This is a genomic window from Streptomyces sp. WMMC1477, from assembly GCF_027460245.1.
Classification (GTDB): domain Bacteria; phylum Actinomycetota; class Actinomycetes; order Streptomycetales; family Streptomycetaceae; genus Streptomyces.
This window is the reverse complement of the sequence record NZ_JAPZBD010000003.1, coordinates 287630-305633: the sequence shown is the minus strand read 5'-3', so window position 1 is coordinate 305633 and position 18004 is coordinate 287630. Positions and strand designations below refer to the sequence as shown.

At 73.6% G+C, this 18004-nt stretch carries 15 protein-coding genes and 1 tRNA gene; 10 read left to right on the top strand and 6 right to left on the bottom strand.

Annotation, left to right across the window (positions count from 1 at the left end; genetic code table 11):
* Positions 1-33: 33 nt before the first annotated feature.
* Positions 34-1329 (bottom strand): ABC transporter substrate-binding protein, encoded by a 1296-nt coding sequence (locus O7609_RS01825; RefSeq protein WP_269733149.1) that lies wholly within the window; start codon positions 1327-1329, stop codon positions 34-36.
* Between the two features lie 302 nt (positions 1330-1631).
* On the opposite strand from O7609_RS01825, the gene O7609_RS01820 reads away from it, so the two are divergent.
* Positions 1632-4451 (top strand): glycosyl hydrolase, encoded by a 2820-nt coding sequence (locus tag O7609_RS01820; protein WP_269733148.1) that lies wholly within the window; start codon positions 1632-1634, stop codon positions 4449-4451.
* Between the two features lie 115 nt (positions 4452-4566).
* Here O7609_RS01820 and O7609_RS01815 read toward each other — a convergent pair whose 3' ends face one another.
* Positions 4567-5616 carry a LacI family DNA-binding transcriptional regulator gene (locus O7609_RS01815; RefSeq protein WP_269733147.1) on the bottom strand — a complete coding sequence of 350 codons (1050 nt, stop codon included), beginning with the start codon at positions 5614-5616 and terminating at the stop codon, positions 4567-4569.
* Between the two features lie 296 nt (positions 5617-5912).
* Positions 5913-5997, bottom strand: a tRNA-Leu gene (locus tag O7609_RS01810).
* Between the two features lie 153 nt (positions 5998-6150).
* Here O7609_RS01810 and O7609_RS01805 point away from each other — a divergent pair.
* The 3 genes from O7609_RS01805 (at position 6151) to O7609_RS01795 (ending at position 8933) form a co-directional block, all read left to right on the top strand.
* A complete protein-coding gene (locus O7609_RS01805; protein ID WP_269733146.1) occupies positions 6151-7509 on the top strand; it encodes a M20/M25/M40 family metallo-hydrolase in 1359 nt (452 codons plus the stop codon).
* A 183-nt stretch (positions 7510-7692) separates the two neighbouring features.
* Positions 7693-7926 (top strand): chaplin, encoded by a 234-nt coding sequence (locus O7609_RS01800; RefSeq protein WP_269733145.1) that lies wholly within the window; start codon positions 7693-7695, stop codon positions 7924-7926.
* Positions 7927-8075: 149 nt separating this feature from the next.
* Positions 8076-8933 carry a chaplin gene (locus tag O7609_RS01795; RefSeq protein WP_269733144.1) on the top strand — a complete coding sequence of 286 codons (858 nt, stop codon included), beginning with the start codon at positions 8076-8078 and terminating at the stop codon, positions 8931-8933.
* Between the two features lie 103 nt (positions 8934-9036).
* Here the strand turns inward: O7609_RS01795 and O7609_RS01790 are convergent, their stop codons facing one another.
* Complete coding sequence (locus O7609_RS01790; RefSeq protein WP_219092661.1) at positions 9037-9225, bottom strand: DUF5703 family protein; 189 nt, start codon at positions 9223-9225, stop codon at positions 9037-9039.
* 47 nt (positions 9226-9272) lie between these two features.
* Here O7609_RS01790 and O7609_RS01785 point away from each other — a divergent pair, with 47 nt between their 5' ends.
* Positions 9273-9974 (top strand): hypothetical protein, encoded by a 702-nt coding sequence (locus O7609_RS01785; protein ID WP_269742975.1) that lies wholly within the window; start codon positions 9273-9275, stop codon positions 9972-9974.
* A gap of 46 nt (positions 9975-10020) precedes the next feature.
* On the opposite strand, the gene O7609_RS01780 is transcribed toward O7609_RS01785, so the two are convergent.
* Entirely contained in the window at positions 10021-12024 is a 2004-nt protein-coding gene (locus O7609_RS01780) for an ATP-binding domain-containing protein (protein WP_269744297.1), read from the bottom strand.
* 44 nt (positions 12025-12068) lie between these two features.
* Complete coding sequence (locus O7609_RS01775; RefSeq protein ID WP_269733142.1) at positions 12069-13079, bottom strand: aldo/keto reductase; 1011 nt, start codon at positions 13077-13079, stop codon at positions 12069-12071.
* A gap of 76 nt (positions 13080-13155) precedes the next feature.
* On the opposite strand from O7609_RS01775, the gene O7609_RS01770 reads away from it, so the two are divergent.
* The 5 genes from O7609_RS01770 to mshC all read left to right on the top strand — a co-directional run bounded on the left by O7609_RS01770 (position 13156) and on the right by mshC (position 17988).
* A complete protein-coding gene (locus O7609_RS01770) occupies positions 13156-14211 on the top strand; it encodes an LLM class F420-dependent oxidoreductase (protein ID WP_269733141.1) in 1056 nt (351 codons plus the stop codon).
* Positions 14212-14408: 197 nt separating this feature from the next.
* Positions 14409-15143: an MSMEG_4193 family putative phosphomutase gene (locus tag O7609_RS01765; RefSeq protein ID WP_269733140.1), complete on the top strand. Its 735-nt coding sequence runs from the start codon at positions 14409-14411 to the stop codon at positions 15141-15143.
* A 66-nt stretch (positions 15144-15209) separates the two neighbouring features.
* Positions 15210-15803 carry a DUF3090 domain-containing protein gene (locus O7609_RS01760; protein ID WP_269733139.1) on the top strand — a complete coding sequence of 198 codons (594 nt, stop codon included), beginning with the start codon at positions 15210-15212 and terminating at the stop codon, positions 15801-15803.
* Positions 15764-16645 (top strand): SCO1664 family protein, encoded by an 882-nt coding sequence (locus O7609_RS01755; RefSeq protein ID WP_269733138.1) that lies wholly within the window; start codon positions 15764-15766, stop codon positions 16643-16645. The genes O7609_RS01760 and O7609_RS01755 overlap by 40 nt, the downstream gene beginning before the upstream one ends.
* Before the next feature lie 113 nt (positions 16646-16758).
* A complete protein-coding gene (gene mshC / locus O7609_RS01750) occupies positions 16759-17988 on the top strand; it encodes a cysteine--1-D-myo-inosityl 2-amino-2-deoxy-alpha-D-glucopyranoside ligase (protein ID WP_269742974.1) in 1230 nt (409 codons plus the stop codon).
* Positions 17989-18004: the final 16 nt, after the last annotated feature.

The following is an 18004-nucleotide window of genomic DNA, read 5'->3' as shown; positions in this document are numbered from 1 at the left end:
GTTCAGCATGGACTGTTGCGGTGTGTGCGGGGCTCAGCCCAGGACGTTGTCGATGGCCTTGAGTGCGTTCTTCCAGGCCTTGTCCGGCGAGGTGCCCTTGCGCTCGATCTCGCTGAGCGCGTTGGTGATCTGGTCGGCGATGCTCTTGTCATGGACGCCGAGCACCTGCACGGGCGCCTCCTTGGCGGCCTCGCCGAAGATCCGGCCGACCGGCGCGTCCGAGAAGTACGGGTCGGTCGCGTCGGAGATCTGGGCGATGGCGCCGGTGGAGGAGGGGAAGTTGCCCTGCGCCTTGAAGAGCTTGGCCTGCTGCTCGGGGGCCGTCAGCCACTCGATGAGCCGGTAGGCCTCCTTCTTGTGCTTGGCCGCGCGGGGGATGGAGAGGTAGGAGCCGCCCCAGTTGCCCGCGCCGTCGCCCGGGAGGGTGGCGACGTCCCAAGTGCCCGCTCCCTGCTCACCGGCCTGGCCCTTGATGTAGCCGAGCATCCAGGCGGGGCACGGCAGGGTGGCGAACGAGCCGGTGGAGAAGGCCTGGTTCCACTGGGGCGACCACTGGTCGAGCTTGGCGCTGAGCCCCTCGTCGGCCGCCTCGGCGGCGGTCTTCCACGCGGTCCGCACGGCGGGGCTGTCCTCGTAGATCAGCTTCCCGGATGCGTCGTAGTAGCGCTCCTCGTGCTGGCCCATCATGACCGCGTAGAGGCTGCCGACGCTGTCCAGCCAGGCGCTGCCCTCGGGGGCCTCCGCCAGGTACCGGCGGCCGAGGTCCAGGTAGCCGTCCCAGGTGGTCCACTCGGCTGCGAGCTCCTCGCGGTCGGTGGGCAGCCCGGCCTTCGCGAACAGGTCGGTGCGGTAGCACATGGCCTGGGGGCCGACGTCGGTGCCCAGGCCGAGCACCGCCCCGTCGTCCGTGGTGGCCGCCGACCACTTGGCGGGCGCGAACTCGTCCTCCAGCGTGTCGGCCCCGTACTGCGTCAGGTCCTCGAACCGCTCGGCCTGCTGCTGGGTGACGGAGGCGATCCGGCCGACCTCGATGGCCTGCACGTCCGCGAGCCCGCCGCCGCCGGCCAGCCGGGTCTGCAGGGATTTCCAGTAGTCCTGCTCGTCCTGGGTGTCGGTCTGCTTGATGGTGATGCCGGGATTGAGCTTCTCGTACTCCTCGTACAGCCCGGCCTCCTCGTAGCCGAAGGAGCCGAAGAGGTCCACGGTCAGCGTGACGTCGCCGCCGGATGAGTCGTCGGAGGTCCCCGATCCGCAGGCGGCCAGCAGGGCGCCGCTGAGCAGCAACGCGCCGAGCCGCAGACCGGCGCGTCGGGTGGAGGGGTTGCGCATGGGAAGCCTCCCTGGCTTCGAGACGGCGACGAGAGTGTGCTGCGAGCGTCCTTGGGGGGTGACGGGGTGAGGCCCGCTGCTCTATGAGAGCGCTCTCAGAAACATGTCGTGAGGTTGCCCCGCTGTCCCGGCGTGCGTCAAGACCCCGTGGATAACGGATTGGGAACCCGGTTTGCGTGGGCGCAACGGCGCCTGGTGCGCAGCGTCTTGACATGCCATGCCTGCGAGCCTACGGTCCCGGCAATTCACTGAGAGCGCTCTCAAGCGTTCGGTGTATCACCTCCAACCAAAGGTGTCCCCCCATGTCGACCCCCCGTACAGCCCCACCCGCCGGGCGCCGGGCACGCCTCCGGCGTCCTCTTCCGCGCAGAGCCGGCGCGCTGCTGGCCACCGGCGCGCTGGCCGCGACCCTCGGACTCGCCGGCCCCGCCGCGTCCCCGGCCGCGGCAGCCGTCGTCCCCGTCGGCTCCGGCAGCTACTCCGACACCCGGCCACCCGGCGCCTCCGGGCCCTCCGACAACACCGGAGCACCGGTCACACCGAAGGTCACCCCGGCCGCCGCCGACCGTCCGGTGCCCACCAACGACTGGTGGTCCTCACTGGCCTTCCAGCGCTACCCGGACAACCCGTACTCCACCCCCATGTACGGTCACCCGCTCACCTACCAGGCCACCTCCGCCGGGCTGGACATCGGCTACCCGACCACCCCGGCCATCACCGGCGAGGGCCGCCAGTACGAGTACGCCCACCAGCGCGACCTCACACTCGGCCTCACCGGCCTGAACTCCCCCGACACGAAGGCCGACGACTGGTCCGACTGGACCGTCACCCCCTACTGGGCCGACGGCACCCGCACGCTGCGCACCACCATCGGCCACGGCCTGCCCTTCGTGTACGCCAAGGGCAGCGGAGGCGACGCGCAGGTCACCACGGCAGCCCCGCCGACCGTCTTCGCCGACCGGGGTAGCGTCCTCGGCCTCACCGTCTCCGGGCACCACTACGCGCTGTTCGCCCCGACCGGGAGCGACTGGAACGTCAGAGGGCGCACCGTCACCGCGGGCCTCGGCGCCCAGGACTACTTCTCCGTCGCCGTGCTCCCCGACCAGTCGGCCCTGGACACCTACGAGCGCTACGCCTACAGCTTCGTCACCGGATCCCGCGTCGACTGGGCGTACGACGGCGGCACCGTCCGCGCCACCTACAGTCTGACCACGGAGCCGCAGGAGGGCACCGAGACCGGGACCCTGCAGGCTCTCTACCGCCATCAGTGGCTCAACACGACCGACCAGCTCACCCCGTACACCTACGTCTCACCACGCGGGACCATGAAGGTCGTGGAGAACACCTCCTTCACCACCAGCCAGCGGGCGGCCGGTGTCCTGCCCGCCCTGCCGGAGTCCTCCGGCGTCGACGCCGACCGGCTGCGCGGCTATCTGGCGGACGTCGTCGGGGCTGGCGACCCCTTCAGCGGCGCCACCGACACCTACTGGACCGGCAAGGCACTCGGCCGGCTCGCCCAGCTCGTCCCCGTCGCCGAGCAGATCGGAGAGACGGGCATCCGCGACGAGCTGCTGGGGCTGCTCAAGGGCCGCCTGCAGGAGTGGTTCAGCGCGGGCGGCGAGGCCGGGTTCTCCTACGACTCCGCCTGGCGCACGCTGACCGGCTACCCCGCCTCCTACGGCAGCGACACCGAGCTGAACGACCACCACTTCCACTACTCCTACTTCGTCTACGCGGCGGCGGTCGTCGCGCAGTACGACCCCGCCTGGGCCGCCGAGTCCGCCTGGGGCGGCATGGTGGAGATGCTCGTCCGCGACGCCGCCAACCCCGCCCGCGGGGAGTCCGCCTTCCCCTTCCTGCGCGGCTTCGACGTCTACGCCGGTCACAGCTGGGCCTCCGGCCACCAGGGCTTCGCCGCGGGCAACAACCAGGAGTCCTCCTCGGAGTCCGCCAACCTCAGCGCGGGCCTGGTGCTGTGGGGCTCGGCCACCGGTGACACCGCGCTGCGCGACCTGGGTCTCTACCTGCTGACCACCGAGTCGGAGGCGATCTCCCAGTACTGGTTCGACGCCGACCAGGACGTCTTCCCCGACACCTTCACCCATGACACCGCCGGGATGGTGTGGGGCAGCGGCGCCGCCTACGCCACCTGGTGGACGGCCAACCCGGAGGAGATCCACGGCATCAACGTCCTCCCGGTGACCGGTGGGTCTCTCCACCTCGGTGCCCGGCCGGACGCCATTCGCCGCAACCTCGACGAGATGGAGCGCGAGAACGGCGGCCCGGCCGTCGAATGGCGCGACATCCTGTGGGAGTTCGAGTCCCTGGCCGATCCCGCGTCCGCCAAGGCGAAATGGGACGCGGGCCACTCCGCCTACACCCCGGAGGCAGGCGAGTCCAAAGCCCACACGTACCACTGGCTCGCGACCCTCGACGCCCTCGGGGCACCCGACACCGCCGTGACGGGCGACCTGCCCACCTCGGCGGTCTTCGACGACGGGTCGGTGCGGACCTACGCCGCACACAACCACGGCACGTCCCCCGTCACCGTCACCTTCTCCGACGGGGTTCAGCTCGCCGTCCCGGCCCGTTCCACCGCCACCACCACGGGTGACGGCGGGCCCGAGGACCCGCCCCCCGCCACCGGGGACACGTTCCGTCTGGTCGGCGGGGGAACCCTGACCACCGCCACGGACACCGCGGCAGGCAGTGACACGATCGCCTCGGCCGACGGCGGCAACCACGACGGCACCCCGTATCAGCCGCTGGTCTACGAGGCCCACGGCGTGAACGGCACGCTGCGGTCCGGATCGAGCACCGCGTTCACCCTCCCGGTGGACGCCGGCACCACGGTGGCCCTGGGCCAGCAGGCCCGGGTGAGCTACGACCTGACGGGAGACGGCACCTTCGAACGCACCGAGACCTACCACTACTTCGCCACCGACCCGGTGCCGGGCTGGGAGGAGTACACGCAGGCCCGGGGGCTGAAATCCGCCACGGGCAGCCTCGGCGACCTGCGCGACGGCACCATCCGCCTGGAGGTGTGGTCCGCCATCGGCAACGGCAGCGCGCAGCTGGAGACCGGCACGGACCGCTCCGTCCTGGTCATTCCCTACGACTGACCGGAGCGCATCCACGACGGCTGAGTGTGTGCCCCGGCGGACCCCGGTCCGCCGGGGCACACGCGGCTGCGGGAGCGGGCGCGGCTCCCCGCCGGCGCACGCACGCCGGACGGCGTCACGCCGAGGCGCGCCGGACCAGCTCGGTCGGCGTGATCACCGAGCCCGGCGCGCGGGTCCCCGGCCCGTCGGCGGCGTCCTGGTCGAGCATCCGCATCAGCAGGCGGACCATCAGCCGCCCCATGCCCTCGATGTCCTGACGCACGGTGGTGAGCGGGGGATCGGTGGCCTCGGCCACCTGCACCATGTCGTCGAAGCCGACGAGGGCGACGTCCTCCGGCACCCTGCGGCCGTTCTCGCGCAGGACGCGCAGGGCTCCGGAGGCCATGAGGTCGCTGGCGGCGAAGACGGCGTCGAGGTCCGGGGCCCGCTCCAACAGCAGACTCATGGCGGCTGCTCCGCCGGCCTCGGTGAAGTCGCCCCACGCCAGCAGCGCGGGATCCGGGTCCAGCAGGACGTCCCGGTAGCCGTCGAAGCGGTCGGTGGCCGAGGTCAGGTCCGCGGGCCCGGCGATGTGCGCGACGCGCGTGCGCCCGAGCGAGACGAGGTGGCGGACGGCCTCGCGGGCGCCGCCCCGGTTGTCGGCGTCGACGTAGGGCACGGGCGGCTCGTGTGCCGCGCCGGGCCAGCCCGGGCGGCCGCCGAAGACCGTCGGAACCCGCGCGTTGCGGATCGCCGAGGGCAGTTCGTCGTCGTTGTGCACGGAGAACGCCAGCGCTCCGTCGACGTGCCCGCCGGTGAGATAGCGCGAGATCCGCTCGAAGTCCTCCGCGCCCTCGGCCCACAGCAGCACGAGCTGGGAGTCGTGCGTCGCCAGCTCCCGGCTGATGCCGCGAATCTGCTGGGCGAAGTAGGGGTCGGTGAATATGCGCAGCTCGGGCTCGGCGATGATCACGGCCACGGCGCCGTTGCGCCGGGTGACCAGGGAACGCGCGGCGTGGTTCGGCACGTAGCCGAGCTCCTCCACGGCCAGCCGCACCCGCTCGACCAGGGCGGGACGCACCCCGGTTCCGCCGTTCACCACCCGCGAGACCGTCGCCCGGGAGACCCCGGCGCGGGCCGCGACGGCCTCCAGGGTGGGACGAGCCCCTGCGGTGACTTCGGACACGGGCACTCCTCGGGAACGGTGTGAAGGACCGGCCGGACTGGGTCCAGCACGCCGGAACGATATCGGCCTCCCAGCCTACGAGAGCGCTCTCAACCCTGTCACCTGCGGCCCCGGCGCACGCAACGCTGCAGACGCCGCGCGTGTGGCCTCTGGGGAGCAGGGGTGGGCACGCTCGGCAGCCCGCGAGGGCCGCTGGAGCAACGGGCCCGCACCGAAGCCCCGTCGCCGTCGGCCGGGCTGCCCGCGCAGGCGCCCGGAAAACAGAAAGACCCCAGCTCGGCTGGGGTGTCTGTGAGTGTCCGAGGGGGGACTTGAACCCCCACGCCCGATAAAGGGCACTAGCACCTCAAGCTAGCGCGTCTGCCATTCCGCCACCCGGACCCGGTGGACCGCGCGGCCTCGGCCGCCCGGCGCGCAGCCAACGATAGCAAAGGATGGAGGGCGGCTGATCACGCCGGTCCCGGGGCGGGCCTTGGGGTGGCGACGCGGAGGCGCCAGGATGGAGGCCGAGTCCGTCCACGACCAGGAGGCAGTGTGAGCGAGTCGAGCCCGACCACGGCAGGCGGCCGAGGTGCAGACGGGGCAGGCGGGGGCGTCACCGGCGAGGACGAGGTCGTCGACCTGTGCCGTGACCTCATCCGGATCGACACGAGCAACTACGGCGACGACCGGGGCCCCGGCGAGCGCAAGGCGGCCGAGTACGTCGCCGAGCAGCTCGCCGACGTCGGCCTGGAGCCGCGGATCTACGAGTCCCGGCCCGGCCGGGCGTCCACCGTGGTCCGGGTCCCCGGTGCCGACCCCACGCGTCCGGCGCTGCTCATCCACGGCCACCTGGACGTCGTCCCCGCCAACGCCGACGACTGGACCCATCACCCGTTCTCCGGCGAGATCGCCGACGGCTGCGTGTGGGGTCGCGGCGCCGTGGACATGAAGGACATGGACGCGATGACGCTCGCCGTCATCCGCGACCGCATGCGCAGCGGGCGCAGGCCGCCGAGGGACATCGTGCTGGCCTTCCTGGCGGACGAGGAGGCCGGCGGCGCCCACGGCGCCCGCTACCTCGTCGACCACAAGCCCGAGCTCTTCGAAGGCGTCACCGAGGCGATCGGGGAGGTCGGCGGCTTCTCCTTCACCGTCAACGAGAACCTGCGCCTCTACCTCATCGAGACGGCCCAGAAGGGCATGCACTGGATGCGGCTGACCGTGGACGGCACCGCGGGCCACGGCTCGATGACCAACGAGGACAACGCGATCACCGAACTGTGCGAGGCCGTCGGGCGGTTGGGGCGCCACAAGTTCCCCGTCCGCGTCACCAAGACGGTGCGGGCCTTCCTGGACGAGCTCTCGGACGCCCTCGGGGTCGAGCTGGACCCGGAGGACATGGAGGAGACGCTCGCCCGGCTGGGCGGCATCGCCAAGATCATCGGTGCGACCCTGCAGAACACGGCGCAGCCCACGCAGCTCGGTGCCGGGTACAAGGTCAACGTCATCCCCGGCCAGGCCACCGCACACGTGGACGGGCGCTTCCTGCCCGGCCACGAGGAGGAGTTCCTCGCCGACCTCGACCGCATCCTCGGTCCGCGCGTGCGGCGGACCGACGAACACGCCGACAAGGCGCTGGAGACCACCTTCGACGGCGCGCTGGTGGAGGCCATGCAGGCGTCGCTGCGGGCCGAGGACCCGGTCGCCCGCGCCGTCCCCTACATGCTCTCCGGCGGTACCGACGCCAAGCAGTTCGACGACCTGGGCATCCGCTGCTTCGGCTTCGCACCGCTCAAGCTTCCCCCGGAGCTGGACTTCGCGGGGATGTTCCACGGCGTCGACGAGCGGGTCCCGGTCGACGGGCTGACGTTCGGCGTGCGGGTCCTGGACCGCTTCATCGAGCAGAGCTGAGCTCCGGGCGGCCGACCCTCGGGCCGGTCGCCCGATGGCCGGATCCGAGACTGAATCTTCGTACACGCGTGCGGGATTGGCCAGGAAGGGTGAATGCACGTGGGGAGTCGTAGCCCCTCCCCACACTCCTCGTTACACGGGGTGCGGTCCGTGGCTGGGGCCGCATCCCAACAAGGAGGAATAATGATCAAGAAGGTCGTCGCTGCCGCGGCTGCCACCGGTGGTCTGGTGCTCGCGGGTGCGGGCGTGGCCGTTGCCGACGCGGGTGCCGAGGGCGCCGCCGTCGGTTCCCCGGGCGTCCTGTCCGGCAACGTGGTCCAGGTCCCGGTGCACGTTCCCGTGAACGTCTGCGGCAACACCGTTGACATCATCGCGCTGCTCAACCCCACCTTCGGCAACACCTGCGTCAACGACTGACGACACGTGCCCGAGCCCGTGAGGGTTTGATGCCAGACCCCGGAGTGCCGCTCGCGCTCCGGGGTCGTCAGTTCCGGGCGAGTACGTGCCCCACGGCGTAGCGCGGACCCCGCTCGCCGTCCCGCAAGCAACGAAGACAGGAAGCAACCATGCGACAGGTCACCAGGAAGGGCCTGATCACCGTCGTGGCCGCGAGTGGCGCCCTCGCCCTCAGCGGCGGCGCGGCGTTCGCCGACGCGGAGGCCGAGGGTGCGGCCACCGGCTCCCCCGGGGTGCTCTCGGGGAACAACGTCCAGGTCCCGGTGCATGTGCCGGTGAACGCCTGTGGCAACACGGTCAACGTCGCCGGCGCCCTCAACCCTGCCATCGGCAACACCTGCGTCAACGACTCCGGCGGCCACGGCCCCGACGGCGGCGGTCACGACGGCGGTCACCACGACGGCGGTCACCAGGACGGCGGCAACGGCGACGGCGGCAACGGCGACGGGGGCCACCAGGACGGGGGCAACGGCGACGGGGGCCACCAGGACGGGGGCAACGGCGACGGCGGCCACCACGGCGGCGGCCACCACGGCGGCGGCGGGGCCGTCGCCGAGGGCGAGGCGGTCGGCTCGCCCGGAGTCGGTTCCGGCAACCACGTCCAGGCGCCGGTCGACGTGCCGGTGAACGCCTGCGGCAACAGCGTGAACGTGATCGGTCTGCTGAACCCGGCCATCGGCAACGAGTGCGTGAACGACTCCGGGCCCGGGCAGCACCCGGAGCACCCGCACCCGGAGCAGCCCGAGGAGCCGGAGGAGCCGCAGGGGCCGAAGAGCCCCGAGAAGCCGGACAGCGAGCAGCCGTCCGCGGAGACCCCCGGTGACGAGACCGCCCCGCAGGGCGGCGAGCGGCCCCAACTCGCCCAGACCGGCGGCCCCTCCGCGATCACCACGGTGATTCCGGCCGGTGGCGCGATGCTGCTCGGCGGCTACGTGCTCTACCGCCGTGCGCGCGTCGGGCAGAACTGACCCCACAGCGCGGAACGGCACAGCGCACCGGAATGGCGGGACCCGCGACGGGCCCCGCCATTCCCCGTGCGCGGCCGGCGCGCCTCCCGGCACACCGGCCGCGTCACCAGGTCGCGCGGACCTGGCGGATGATCCTGCGCCGCAGGCGCACCCGGCGGCTCCCGTCCGGGAACAGGCGCAGCCGGTCCAGCTCCCAGTATCCGTACTCGGCTTCGTCGGTCAGCAGACGTACGGCGGCGCTGCGGGACACGCCGCGCGGCACGTACACATCGCGAAATTCATATTCCGGCATCGCATCTATTGTGCGGACAGGGGCCTTCTACGGATAGCGTCTGCAGTATGTCTGATGCTGCGCAGCCGACCGCTGCCGAGGTACGCGCCTCCGTCGAGGCGCTGAAGTCCGCTCTGGACCGCCACCTCGCTGCCATCGAACGCCGGGCCGACGGAGCCGGCGCCGCCGATGCCGACGCCGACGCGGAGGTCTACTCGGCGTTCAACGAGCTCGCCGCCGCGGGGGAGGCGTACGACTCGCTCCTGTACGACGCCTATGACGAGGTCACCCCGTTCGAGGTGCCGGGCGGCGAGAGCCGTCCCGTCTACCTCGGCCCCGACGAACCCGCCGCGCTCAGCGTGTACATGCGGCGGGACTACACCGTGAGCGACCCGCTGCGGCTGCTGGCACAGGCCCAGCGGATCACCGATCTCGACCCGGACGCCGTCGATCCCTCCCAGGGCGACGCGGAGACGGCCGGGAGTAGCGTCCATGCCGCGCTGGGGGTGCTCTTCGGCGAGTTCGAGCCGGACGAGATCGCCACCCGGCACCGGGAGTTCGGCCTTGAGGAGGGCGACTCCACGGTGTGGGTCCTGGCCGACGAGGAACCCGCGGAGCCGGGGGAGTGGCTGGACGCGCCCTTCGACACAGCCGACCCGGAGCGTGTCGTCTGCCGCTACGACATCAGCTCCGTCTTCGACGAGGACGAGGAGGAGGAAGGCCTCGCCCGCGAAGAGGACGAGGACGGAGCCGCCCTCTCCACCCGCTGAGCGACTCCCGTCCCGCCGGCGCGCTGGCCGAGCTCCCGGCCCGGACCTAACCGAGGCCCCCGGCCGCGCCGCCGCCCGCCGTCGGGTCCGGGCGGGGGCGCAGCAGTGCCCGCAGCCGTGTCGTGCGCTCGGGCCCCGGGCGCTCGGCGACGGCTCGGGGCAGGGCGTCCGCCACGCCGTGCACCACGGACAGGTGGCGCTCGGCCCGGCCGAACGCCGTGTAGACCCAGCGCCGGTCCAGCGCCCCGGCCGCGTCCCCCGGAAGGACGACGACCACCGCGGGCCAGCGCGCACCCGCCGCCTGGTGGGCCGTCACGGCCCAGGCGTGCCGCACGGTGGTCGCGACGCGCTCCCGCGCCACCGGGAACGGGCCCTTCGGCCCGGCCAGGCGCAGGCCTTCCTCGTCCGCACCCGTCACCGTGGCGAACACCGGCCGGCCGGGCGTGGGGGAGCAGATGACGCGATCGCCCGGGTCGAAGCCGCCGAAGCGGCCGGGGCCGGGGTTGAACCGCTCCTTCAGCGCGGCGTTCAGCGCCTCCGTGCCGGCCCCGCCCGCATGCGCGGGGGTGATGACCTGGACGTCCTCTGGCCGGAGGCCGAAGGTGCGCGGCACCGAGTCCGCCACGAGCTGCACCGTGCGGTGGACGGCCTCGGCCGGCTCCCGCACCGGCACGATGACCAGTTCCTTGCCGGGCGTCTCCACCCGGTTCAGCTCACCCACACCGATGCCGGAGACAAGCTCGCCCAGCGGCCCCGGGTCCGGCGTCCGGGAGACCACCCGCGGGCCGATGGCCGCGGCCGCCACGTCGGCCGGCACCTGCCCGGGCCCGGCCGCGCCGAGGACGTGGGGATCGCCGCTGAGCACCAGCCGGGCGCCGTCCGGCAGCGACTCGACGAGCGCGGCGGCCGTCTCGGTGTCCAGCAGCGGGGCGTCCACCACGGCCAGGACGTCCAGCGCGAAGGTGCCGTCGGCCTCCCGGACGGGGCCCTCGGCGCCGCTCAGCAGCCCGGTCACGGTCACCACCGCGGGCCCCTCCTCGCCCGCGGCGGCCCCGTCCCCGGCGTCGGGCTCGTCCGTGGGGCCCGTGGCGAGCAGAGCGGCCGCCTGGAGCCTGGAACTCTCTCCGTGGGTGGCGAGGCACGCCCGCAGCCCGGCGGCAGCCGCGGCCGCCACCAGCGCGGCGGGTTCGGCGCGGGCCGCCTCCGCGCCGGTGTGCGTGACCACCGCGTGGCCCTCGGCGGCCCGGATCAGCTCGGCCGCCGAGGGGGAGGGCGCGGCCTCGGAGGCGGCCGACCACGCGGCCGCCTCCTCGTCACCCGGTGGCCCGAACGTGCCGACGAGCCGCTGCAGCCCGTCGGCCAGCGCCTCCTCGGCCACGGCCCAGCGCTCCAGCCCGAGGAGCAGCGGCACCGCCTCCCCGGCGTCCTCCCCGGCCGCCGCGCCGGGCTCGGAGGGCTCGGAGGGCGCGGCGGCGCCCGCGTGCCCCTCCGCGCCGTCGGCGCTCTCCGGCTCGCCCTGGAAGACCAGCACTGCGCCGGCGTCGACCGCGTCCCGCACGGCTTCGTCCGGGGCGGGCACCCCGTACCGCGCGAGCCCCTTGGCCACGGACTCGAAGGGCAGCACGGTGTGGCCCGCGCGGGCGGCGCCCTCCAGCAGCCATCCGGCCAGCGCGCGGGCGCGTCGCGGCTCGCCCGGACCGGCCTCCGCGGCGCCGAGTGCCGCGGCGAACGCGTCGGCCTGCTCGGGGCGCACGCCCGGCACGGCCAGCAGCCGCCACGGGTCCTCCCGCAGCTCGTCGGCCGCCTGCGGGCCCAGGACCAGGACGACGGGGACGGCCAGCGCCTCCGGCGCCCCGCCGGCCACCAGCACCTCGCGCAGCGCGTCCGGTACCGCGACGGGCCCCGCCGCCAGGGACCCGGGGCGCGTGCCGCCCGCCGGGCCCGGCCCGGAACCCGGTGCGGCGGGGCGGCGGGCGGGCGCCGGCTCCGGCGCCGCGTAGAACTCGGCGGCGGACTTCTCGCCACTCTCCACCGCCCGGACGGCGGCCATCAGCTCGGCGGCCTTGCCGCCCGGGCCCGTGCCCTGGCCGGTGTTCACAGCGCACTCCAGTCCTGATCGGGGTAGTGGTGCACCGGGGCCGAGACGTCGTCCAGCGCCCGGTCGATCTCTTCGGGAAGCGTAAGCGCCTCCACTGACAGCGCCTCCTCCAGCTGTCCGGCGGTGCGCGCCCCCACCAGCGGGGCCGCCACGCCGGGCCGGTCCCGGACCCAGGCCAGGGCCACCTGGAGCGGGCTGACGGCGAGTCCGTCGGCGGCGGTGGCGACCGCGTCGACGATGCGCTCCGCCCGCTCGCCCAGGTACGGCTCGACGAAGCCCGCCAGCCGCTCGGAGGCGCCCCGGGAGTCCGGCGGCGCGGCGCCCCCGCGGTACTTGCCGCTGAGCACGCCGCGGCCGAGCGGAGAGGCGGGCAGCAGTCCCAGGCCGAGGTCCCGCACGGCGGGGAGCACCTCGCGCTCGACCCCGCGCCGGAGGAGCGAGTACTCCAGCTGGGCACCGGCCAGCCGTACGCGCCGGGCCGGTGCGGCGAGTTGCCAGGTGGCCGCCTTGGCGAGCTGCCACCCGGGGAGGGCCGGGTAGCCGGCCACGCCGGCGTACCGGGCCCGGCCGCTGCTGACCGCGAGGTCCACCGCGTGCAGCGTCTCCTCCAGCGGCGTCAGCGGGTCGAAGCCGTGTATCTGCCACAGGTCGACGTAGTCGGTGCCCAGCCGTGCCAGTGAGGCGTCGAGGGCGGCCAGCAGGTGCCCGCGGGAGCCGTCGAAACGGCGGTCCGGCTCGGCGACGCCGCCGGACTTGGTCGCGATCACCAGGTCGCGGCGGGGGACGAGGCCGTCCAGCAGCCGTCCGAGCAGGTACTCGGCGCCGCCGTCCGCGTACACGTCGGCGGTGTCCACGAGCGTGCCGCCCGCGTCCCAGAAGAGTTTCAGCATGTCGGCGGCCCGCCGTTCGGCCGCCGTCTGCTCTCCTGGATGTCCGGCCCAGGTGAGGGTGCCGAGGCCGATCCGGGACACGCGCAGGCCGGTGCGGCCGAGCTGCCGTTGCTTCATGGCCGTTGAGCGTACTTCCGCACCTCGCGTACAGTCCCGGGCACCTGCGCGTTACTCGTCAGTAAGGGGAGTGCTCATGCGGCTCGGAATCAACCTCGGCTACTGGGGTGCCGGGATGGACCAGGACAACCTCGCCGTCGCCCAGGAGGCGGACCGGCTGGGCTACTCCGTGTGCTGGGCCGCCGAGGCCTACGGCTCGGACGCGCCCACCGTGCTCTCCTGGGTGGCCGCGCAGACCGAGCGCATCGAGGTCGGCTCGGCGATCTTCCAGATCCCCGCCCGCACCCCCGCGATGACGGCGATGACCGCGGCCACCCTCGACACCCTGACCGGTGGCCGGTTCCGGCTGGGTCTCGGCGTCTCGGGCCCGCAGGTCTCCGAGGGCTGGTACGGCGTCAGGTTCGACAAGCCGCTCGCCCGCACCCGCGAGTACGTCGAGATCGTCCGCAAGGCCATGTCCCGCGAGCGCCTCACCCATCAGGGCCAGCACTGGACGCTGCCGCTGCCCGACGGCCCCGGCAAGCCGATCAAGCTCACCGTCCACCCCGTGCGCGAGCGCATCCCGCTCTACATCGCGGCCATCGGCCCGAAGAACCTGGAGCAGACGGGGGAGATCGCCGACGGCGCCCTGCTCGTATTCTTCGCTCCCGAGCACGCGGAGGAGACCACGCTGGGGTCCGTCCGTGCCGGGCGCGCGAAGGCCGGCAAGGACCTCGAGGGCTTCGACATCTGCCCGACGGTCCCCCTGGCCCTCGGGGACGACGGGGACATCGGCGCCCTCGCCGACTTCTTCCGCCCCTACACCGCCCTCTACGTCGGCGGCATGGGCAGCAGGAAGCAGAACTTCTACAACCGCCTGGCCCAGCGCATGGGGTACGAGAAGGAGGCGGCCGAGATCCAGGACAAGTACCTGGCGGGCGACAAGGACGGAGCCGCCGCGGCCGTGCCCCGGAAGCTCATCGACTCCACCGCCCTCCTCGGCAGCGTCGACCGCATCGCCGACCGGATGCGGGCCTACGCCGAGGCGGGCGTCGGCACCCTCACCCTGGCCCCCGCCGGTCTCACGCTCGAGGAGCGCATCACCGCGCTGCGCGCGGGCGTCGAGGCCCTGGAGCGCTCCGGCGCCGCCTGAGGGCCCTCCGGACCAGGCCCGGAGGGGAGCATGCTTGCGGCCGTGGTGGGGGCTCGGGGTCGACCCCGCCACGGCCGTCACTCCGCACAACGCGCGAGGCCGCCGCGGGTTACGGCCCGGGGCCGGAAGCCGGCCCGTCGAGCCGGATTCGAGGACGGCCCGGCCGTTCCACGTCCGCCTGGCCTACCCTGGGCGCCATGCCCACGCTGCTTCTCGTGCGCCACGGCCGGTCGACGGCCAACACCTCCGGGCTCCTGGCCGGCCGCACGCCCGGCGTCGCCCTCGACGAGAAGGGCGAGGCGCAGGCCGCCGCGCTCCCGGTCCGGCTGGCGGCGGTGCCGCTGGCCGCCGCCGTCCGCAGCCCCCTGCTGCGCTGCCGTCAGACACTCGGGCCGCTGGCCGCCGCGCGGCCGGAGCTCACCGTCACCGAGGACGAGCGCATCGCCGAGTGCGACTACGGGGACTGGACCAACCGCAAGCTCGGCGAGCTGCTCGACGAGCCCCTCATGGCCGCCGTGCAGCAGCATCCCGGCTCCGTGGCGTTCCCCGGCGGCGAGACGATGCGCGGCATGCAGCAGCGGGCGGTGGACGCCGTCCGGGAGTGGAACGAGCGGGTGGCCGACGAGCACGGGCCCGAGGCCGTCTACCTCATGTGCTCGCACGGGGACATCATCAAGTCCGTCGTGGCCGACGCCCTCGGCATGCACCTGGACCTGTTCCAGCGCGTGAGCGTCGAACCCGGTTCGGTGACCGCGATCCGCTACACCACCCTGCGCCCCTTCCTCGTCCGGCTGGGCGACACCGGGCGGCTCGACTCCCTCGCCCCGCGCGAGCCGGACGCCGCGGCGTCCGCGTCGGCCTCACAGGGGCGGGCCGGGACCTCCACCGTGCCCGGCGAGGACGGCAACGCCGCGGTCGGGGGCGGTGCGTGAGCGCGTAGATCACCGCGCGCAGTAGGGTGCCATTGACCCCCGTTGCCGAAACCGATGGAGCAGGACGTGTCCCGTCAGGTGTTCCTCTACGACCCGCCGGACCGATTCGTCGCCGGCACGGTCGGCCTGCCCGGGCGGCGGACCTTCTATCTCCAGGCTGCCTCGGCGGGTCGCACCACGAGCGTCGCGCTGGAGAAGGCCCAGGTGGAAGCGCTCGCCGAGCGGATCGACGAGCTGCTCGACGAGGTGGTCCGCCGCAGCGGCGGCAGCACCGCCGTACCGGCCGTGGCGCCCAGCGAGCTGTCCGACACCGAGCCGCTGACGAGCCCCGTCGAGGAGGAGTTCCGCGTGGGCACCATGGCGCTCGCCTGGGACGGCGAGAGTGAGCGCATGGTCGTCGAGGCGCAGGCGCTGGTGACCCTGGAGGCGGAGTCCGACGAGTCCCTCGCCGAGGCGGAGGAGCGGCTCCTCCACGACGACGAGAACGGGCCCCCCATGCTGCGGGTGCGGATCACCGGCTCCATGGCCCGGGCCTTCGCCAAGCGCGCCATGGAGGTCGTCAACGCCGGGCGCCCGCCGTGCCCGCTGTGCAGTCTCCCGCTCGACCCGGAGGGACACGTATGCCCGCGCCAGAACGGATACCGCCGCGGGGAAGCGTGAGCCCGGCCGGTCAGGGCGAGCGGACCGCGGAGGCGACGGCCGCCCTGCTGGCGCGCGGTGAGCTGACCGTCGTCGGGCGGATCGCCGACGCCTCGAACGCGGTGCTGTACGCCACCGTCGCCGACGGCGACGCGAGCGTGCCCTGCGTCTACAAGCCGGTGGCCGGGGAGCGCCCCCTGTGGGACTTCCCCCGCGGCACGCTGGCCGCCCGGGAGGTCGCCGCCTACGAGGTGTGCCGCGCCCTCGGCTGGGAGCTCGTGCCGCCCACCGTGCTGCGCGACGGGCCCTTCGGCGAGGGCATGTGCCAGGAGTGGATCGGCCCCGCGCCCGACGCCGGGGAGCTGCCGCCCAGCGCCGCCGACGAACTGCTCGCCCTGGTGGACGGCGACGAGCCGGAGCCGGGCTGGAAGGCCGTGGGCTTCGCCGAGACGGCGCCGGGGCGCACGGCCCTGCTGGTCCACGCCGACGACGCCCGGCTGCGCCGGCTGGCCGTGCTCGACGCAGTGATCAACAACGCCGACCGCAAGGGCGGCCACCTGCTGCCGCTGCCCGACGGCCGCCTCTACGCCATCGACCACGGCGTCACCTTCCACACGGACGACAAGCTGCGCACGCTGCTGTGGGGCTGGTCCGGGGAACCGCTGCCGGAGGAGGCCCTCGGGCCGCTGCGGCGGCTCGGTCCGGCGCTGAAGGACGGAGAGCCGCTGGCCGCCCGGCTCGCGGTGCTGCTCGACGCGGAGGAGCTGGAGGCGCTGCGACGCCGCACCGCCGACCTGCTCGCCACCGGCCGGCACCCCGCCCCCTCCGGACAGTGGCCGGCCATCCCCTGGCCGCCCGTCTGACCCGCTCGGGCGGCGCGTCTAGCGCTTCGCGCACCGATGGGCAAGAGGGCAGATTCGGCCAGAGATCGTGTCCCGTTCGATGGCTGAACACCCGTCCGGTTAGGCTCTTGACCATGCATGCCTGGCCCGCATCCGAGGTCCCCGCCCTGCCCGGCACCGGCCGCGACCTCAGGATCCACGACACCGCGACCGGCGGTCGGGTGACCCTCACCCCCGGTCCCGTCGCCCGCCTCTACGTCTGCGGCATCACACCGTACGACGCCACCCACCTGGGGCACGCGGCGACCTACAACGCGTTCGACCTCGTGCAGCGCGTGTGGCTCGACACCAAGCGGCAGGTCCACTACGTACAGAACGTCACCGACATCGACGATCCGCTGTTGGAGCGGGCCGTCGCCACCGGCCAGGACTGGACCGAGATCGCCGAGCGGGAGACGGCCCTCTTCCGTGAGGACATGACCGCCCTGCGCATGCTCCCGCCGCGCCACTACATCGGAGCGGTGGAGTCGATACCCTCGATCGTTCCCATGATCGAGAAGCTGCTGGAGGCCGGTGCGGCCTACGAGCTCGACGGCGACGTCTACTTCTCCGTCGAGACCGATCCGCACTTCGGCGGCGTCTCCGGACTCGACGCCGCGACCATGCGGGCGCTGTCCGCCGAGCGGGGCGGAGACCCGGAGCGCCCGGGGAAGAAGAACCCGCTCGACCCCATGCTGTGGGTCGCCGCTCGGGACGGCGAACCGCACTGGGACGGCAAGTCGCTCGGCCCCGGCCGGCCCGGCTGGCACATCGAGTGCGTGGCCATCGCCCTGGACCACCTCGGCATGGGGTTCGACGTCCAGGGAGGCGGCTCCGACCTGGCCTTCCCGCACCACGAGATGGGTGCCTCGCACGCCCAGAGCCTCACCGGCGAGCACCCCTTCGCGCAGACCTACGTGCACGCCGGAATGGTCGGCCTGCACGGTGAGAAGATGTCGAAGTCCAGGGGCAACCTGGTCTTCGTCTCCACACTGCGCCGGGACGGCACCGACCCCGCCGCGATCCGGCTCGCCCTGCTGGCCCACCACTACCGGGCCGACTGGGAGTACACCGACGCGGTGCTCGACGCCGCCGTGGCCCGGCTCGGCCGCTGGCGCTCGGCGGTGTCCCGCCCCGACGGACCGCCCGCCGAGGCGCTGGTGGAGGAGATGCGCACCGCTCTGGCCGACGACCTCGACGCCCCCGCGGCGCTGGCGGCCGTCGACCGCTGGGCCGAGGCGCAACACGCCGGAGGCGGGACGGACGAGGGCGCCCCCGGGCTCGTCTCCCGAGCCGTGGACGCCCTCCTCGGCGTGGCGCTGTGACGACCGCCGCCCGGTG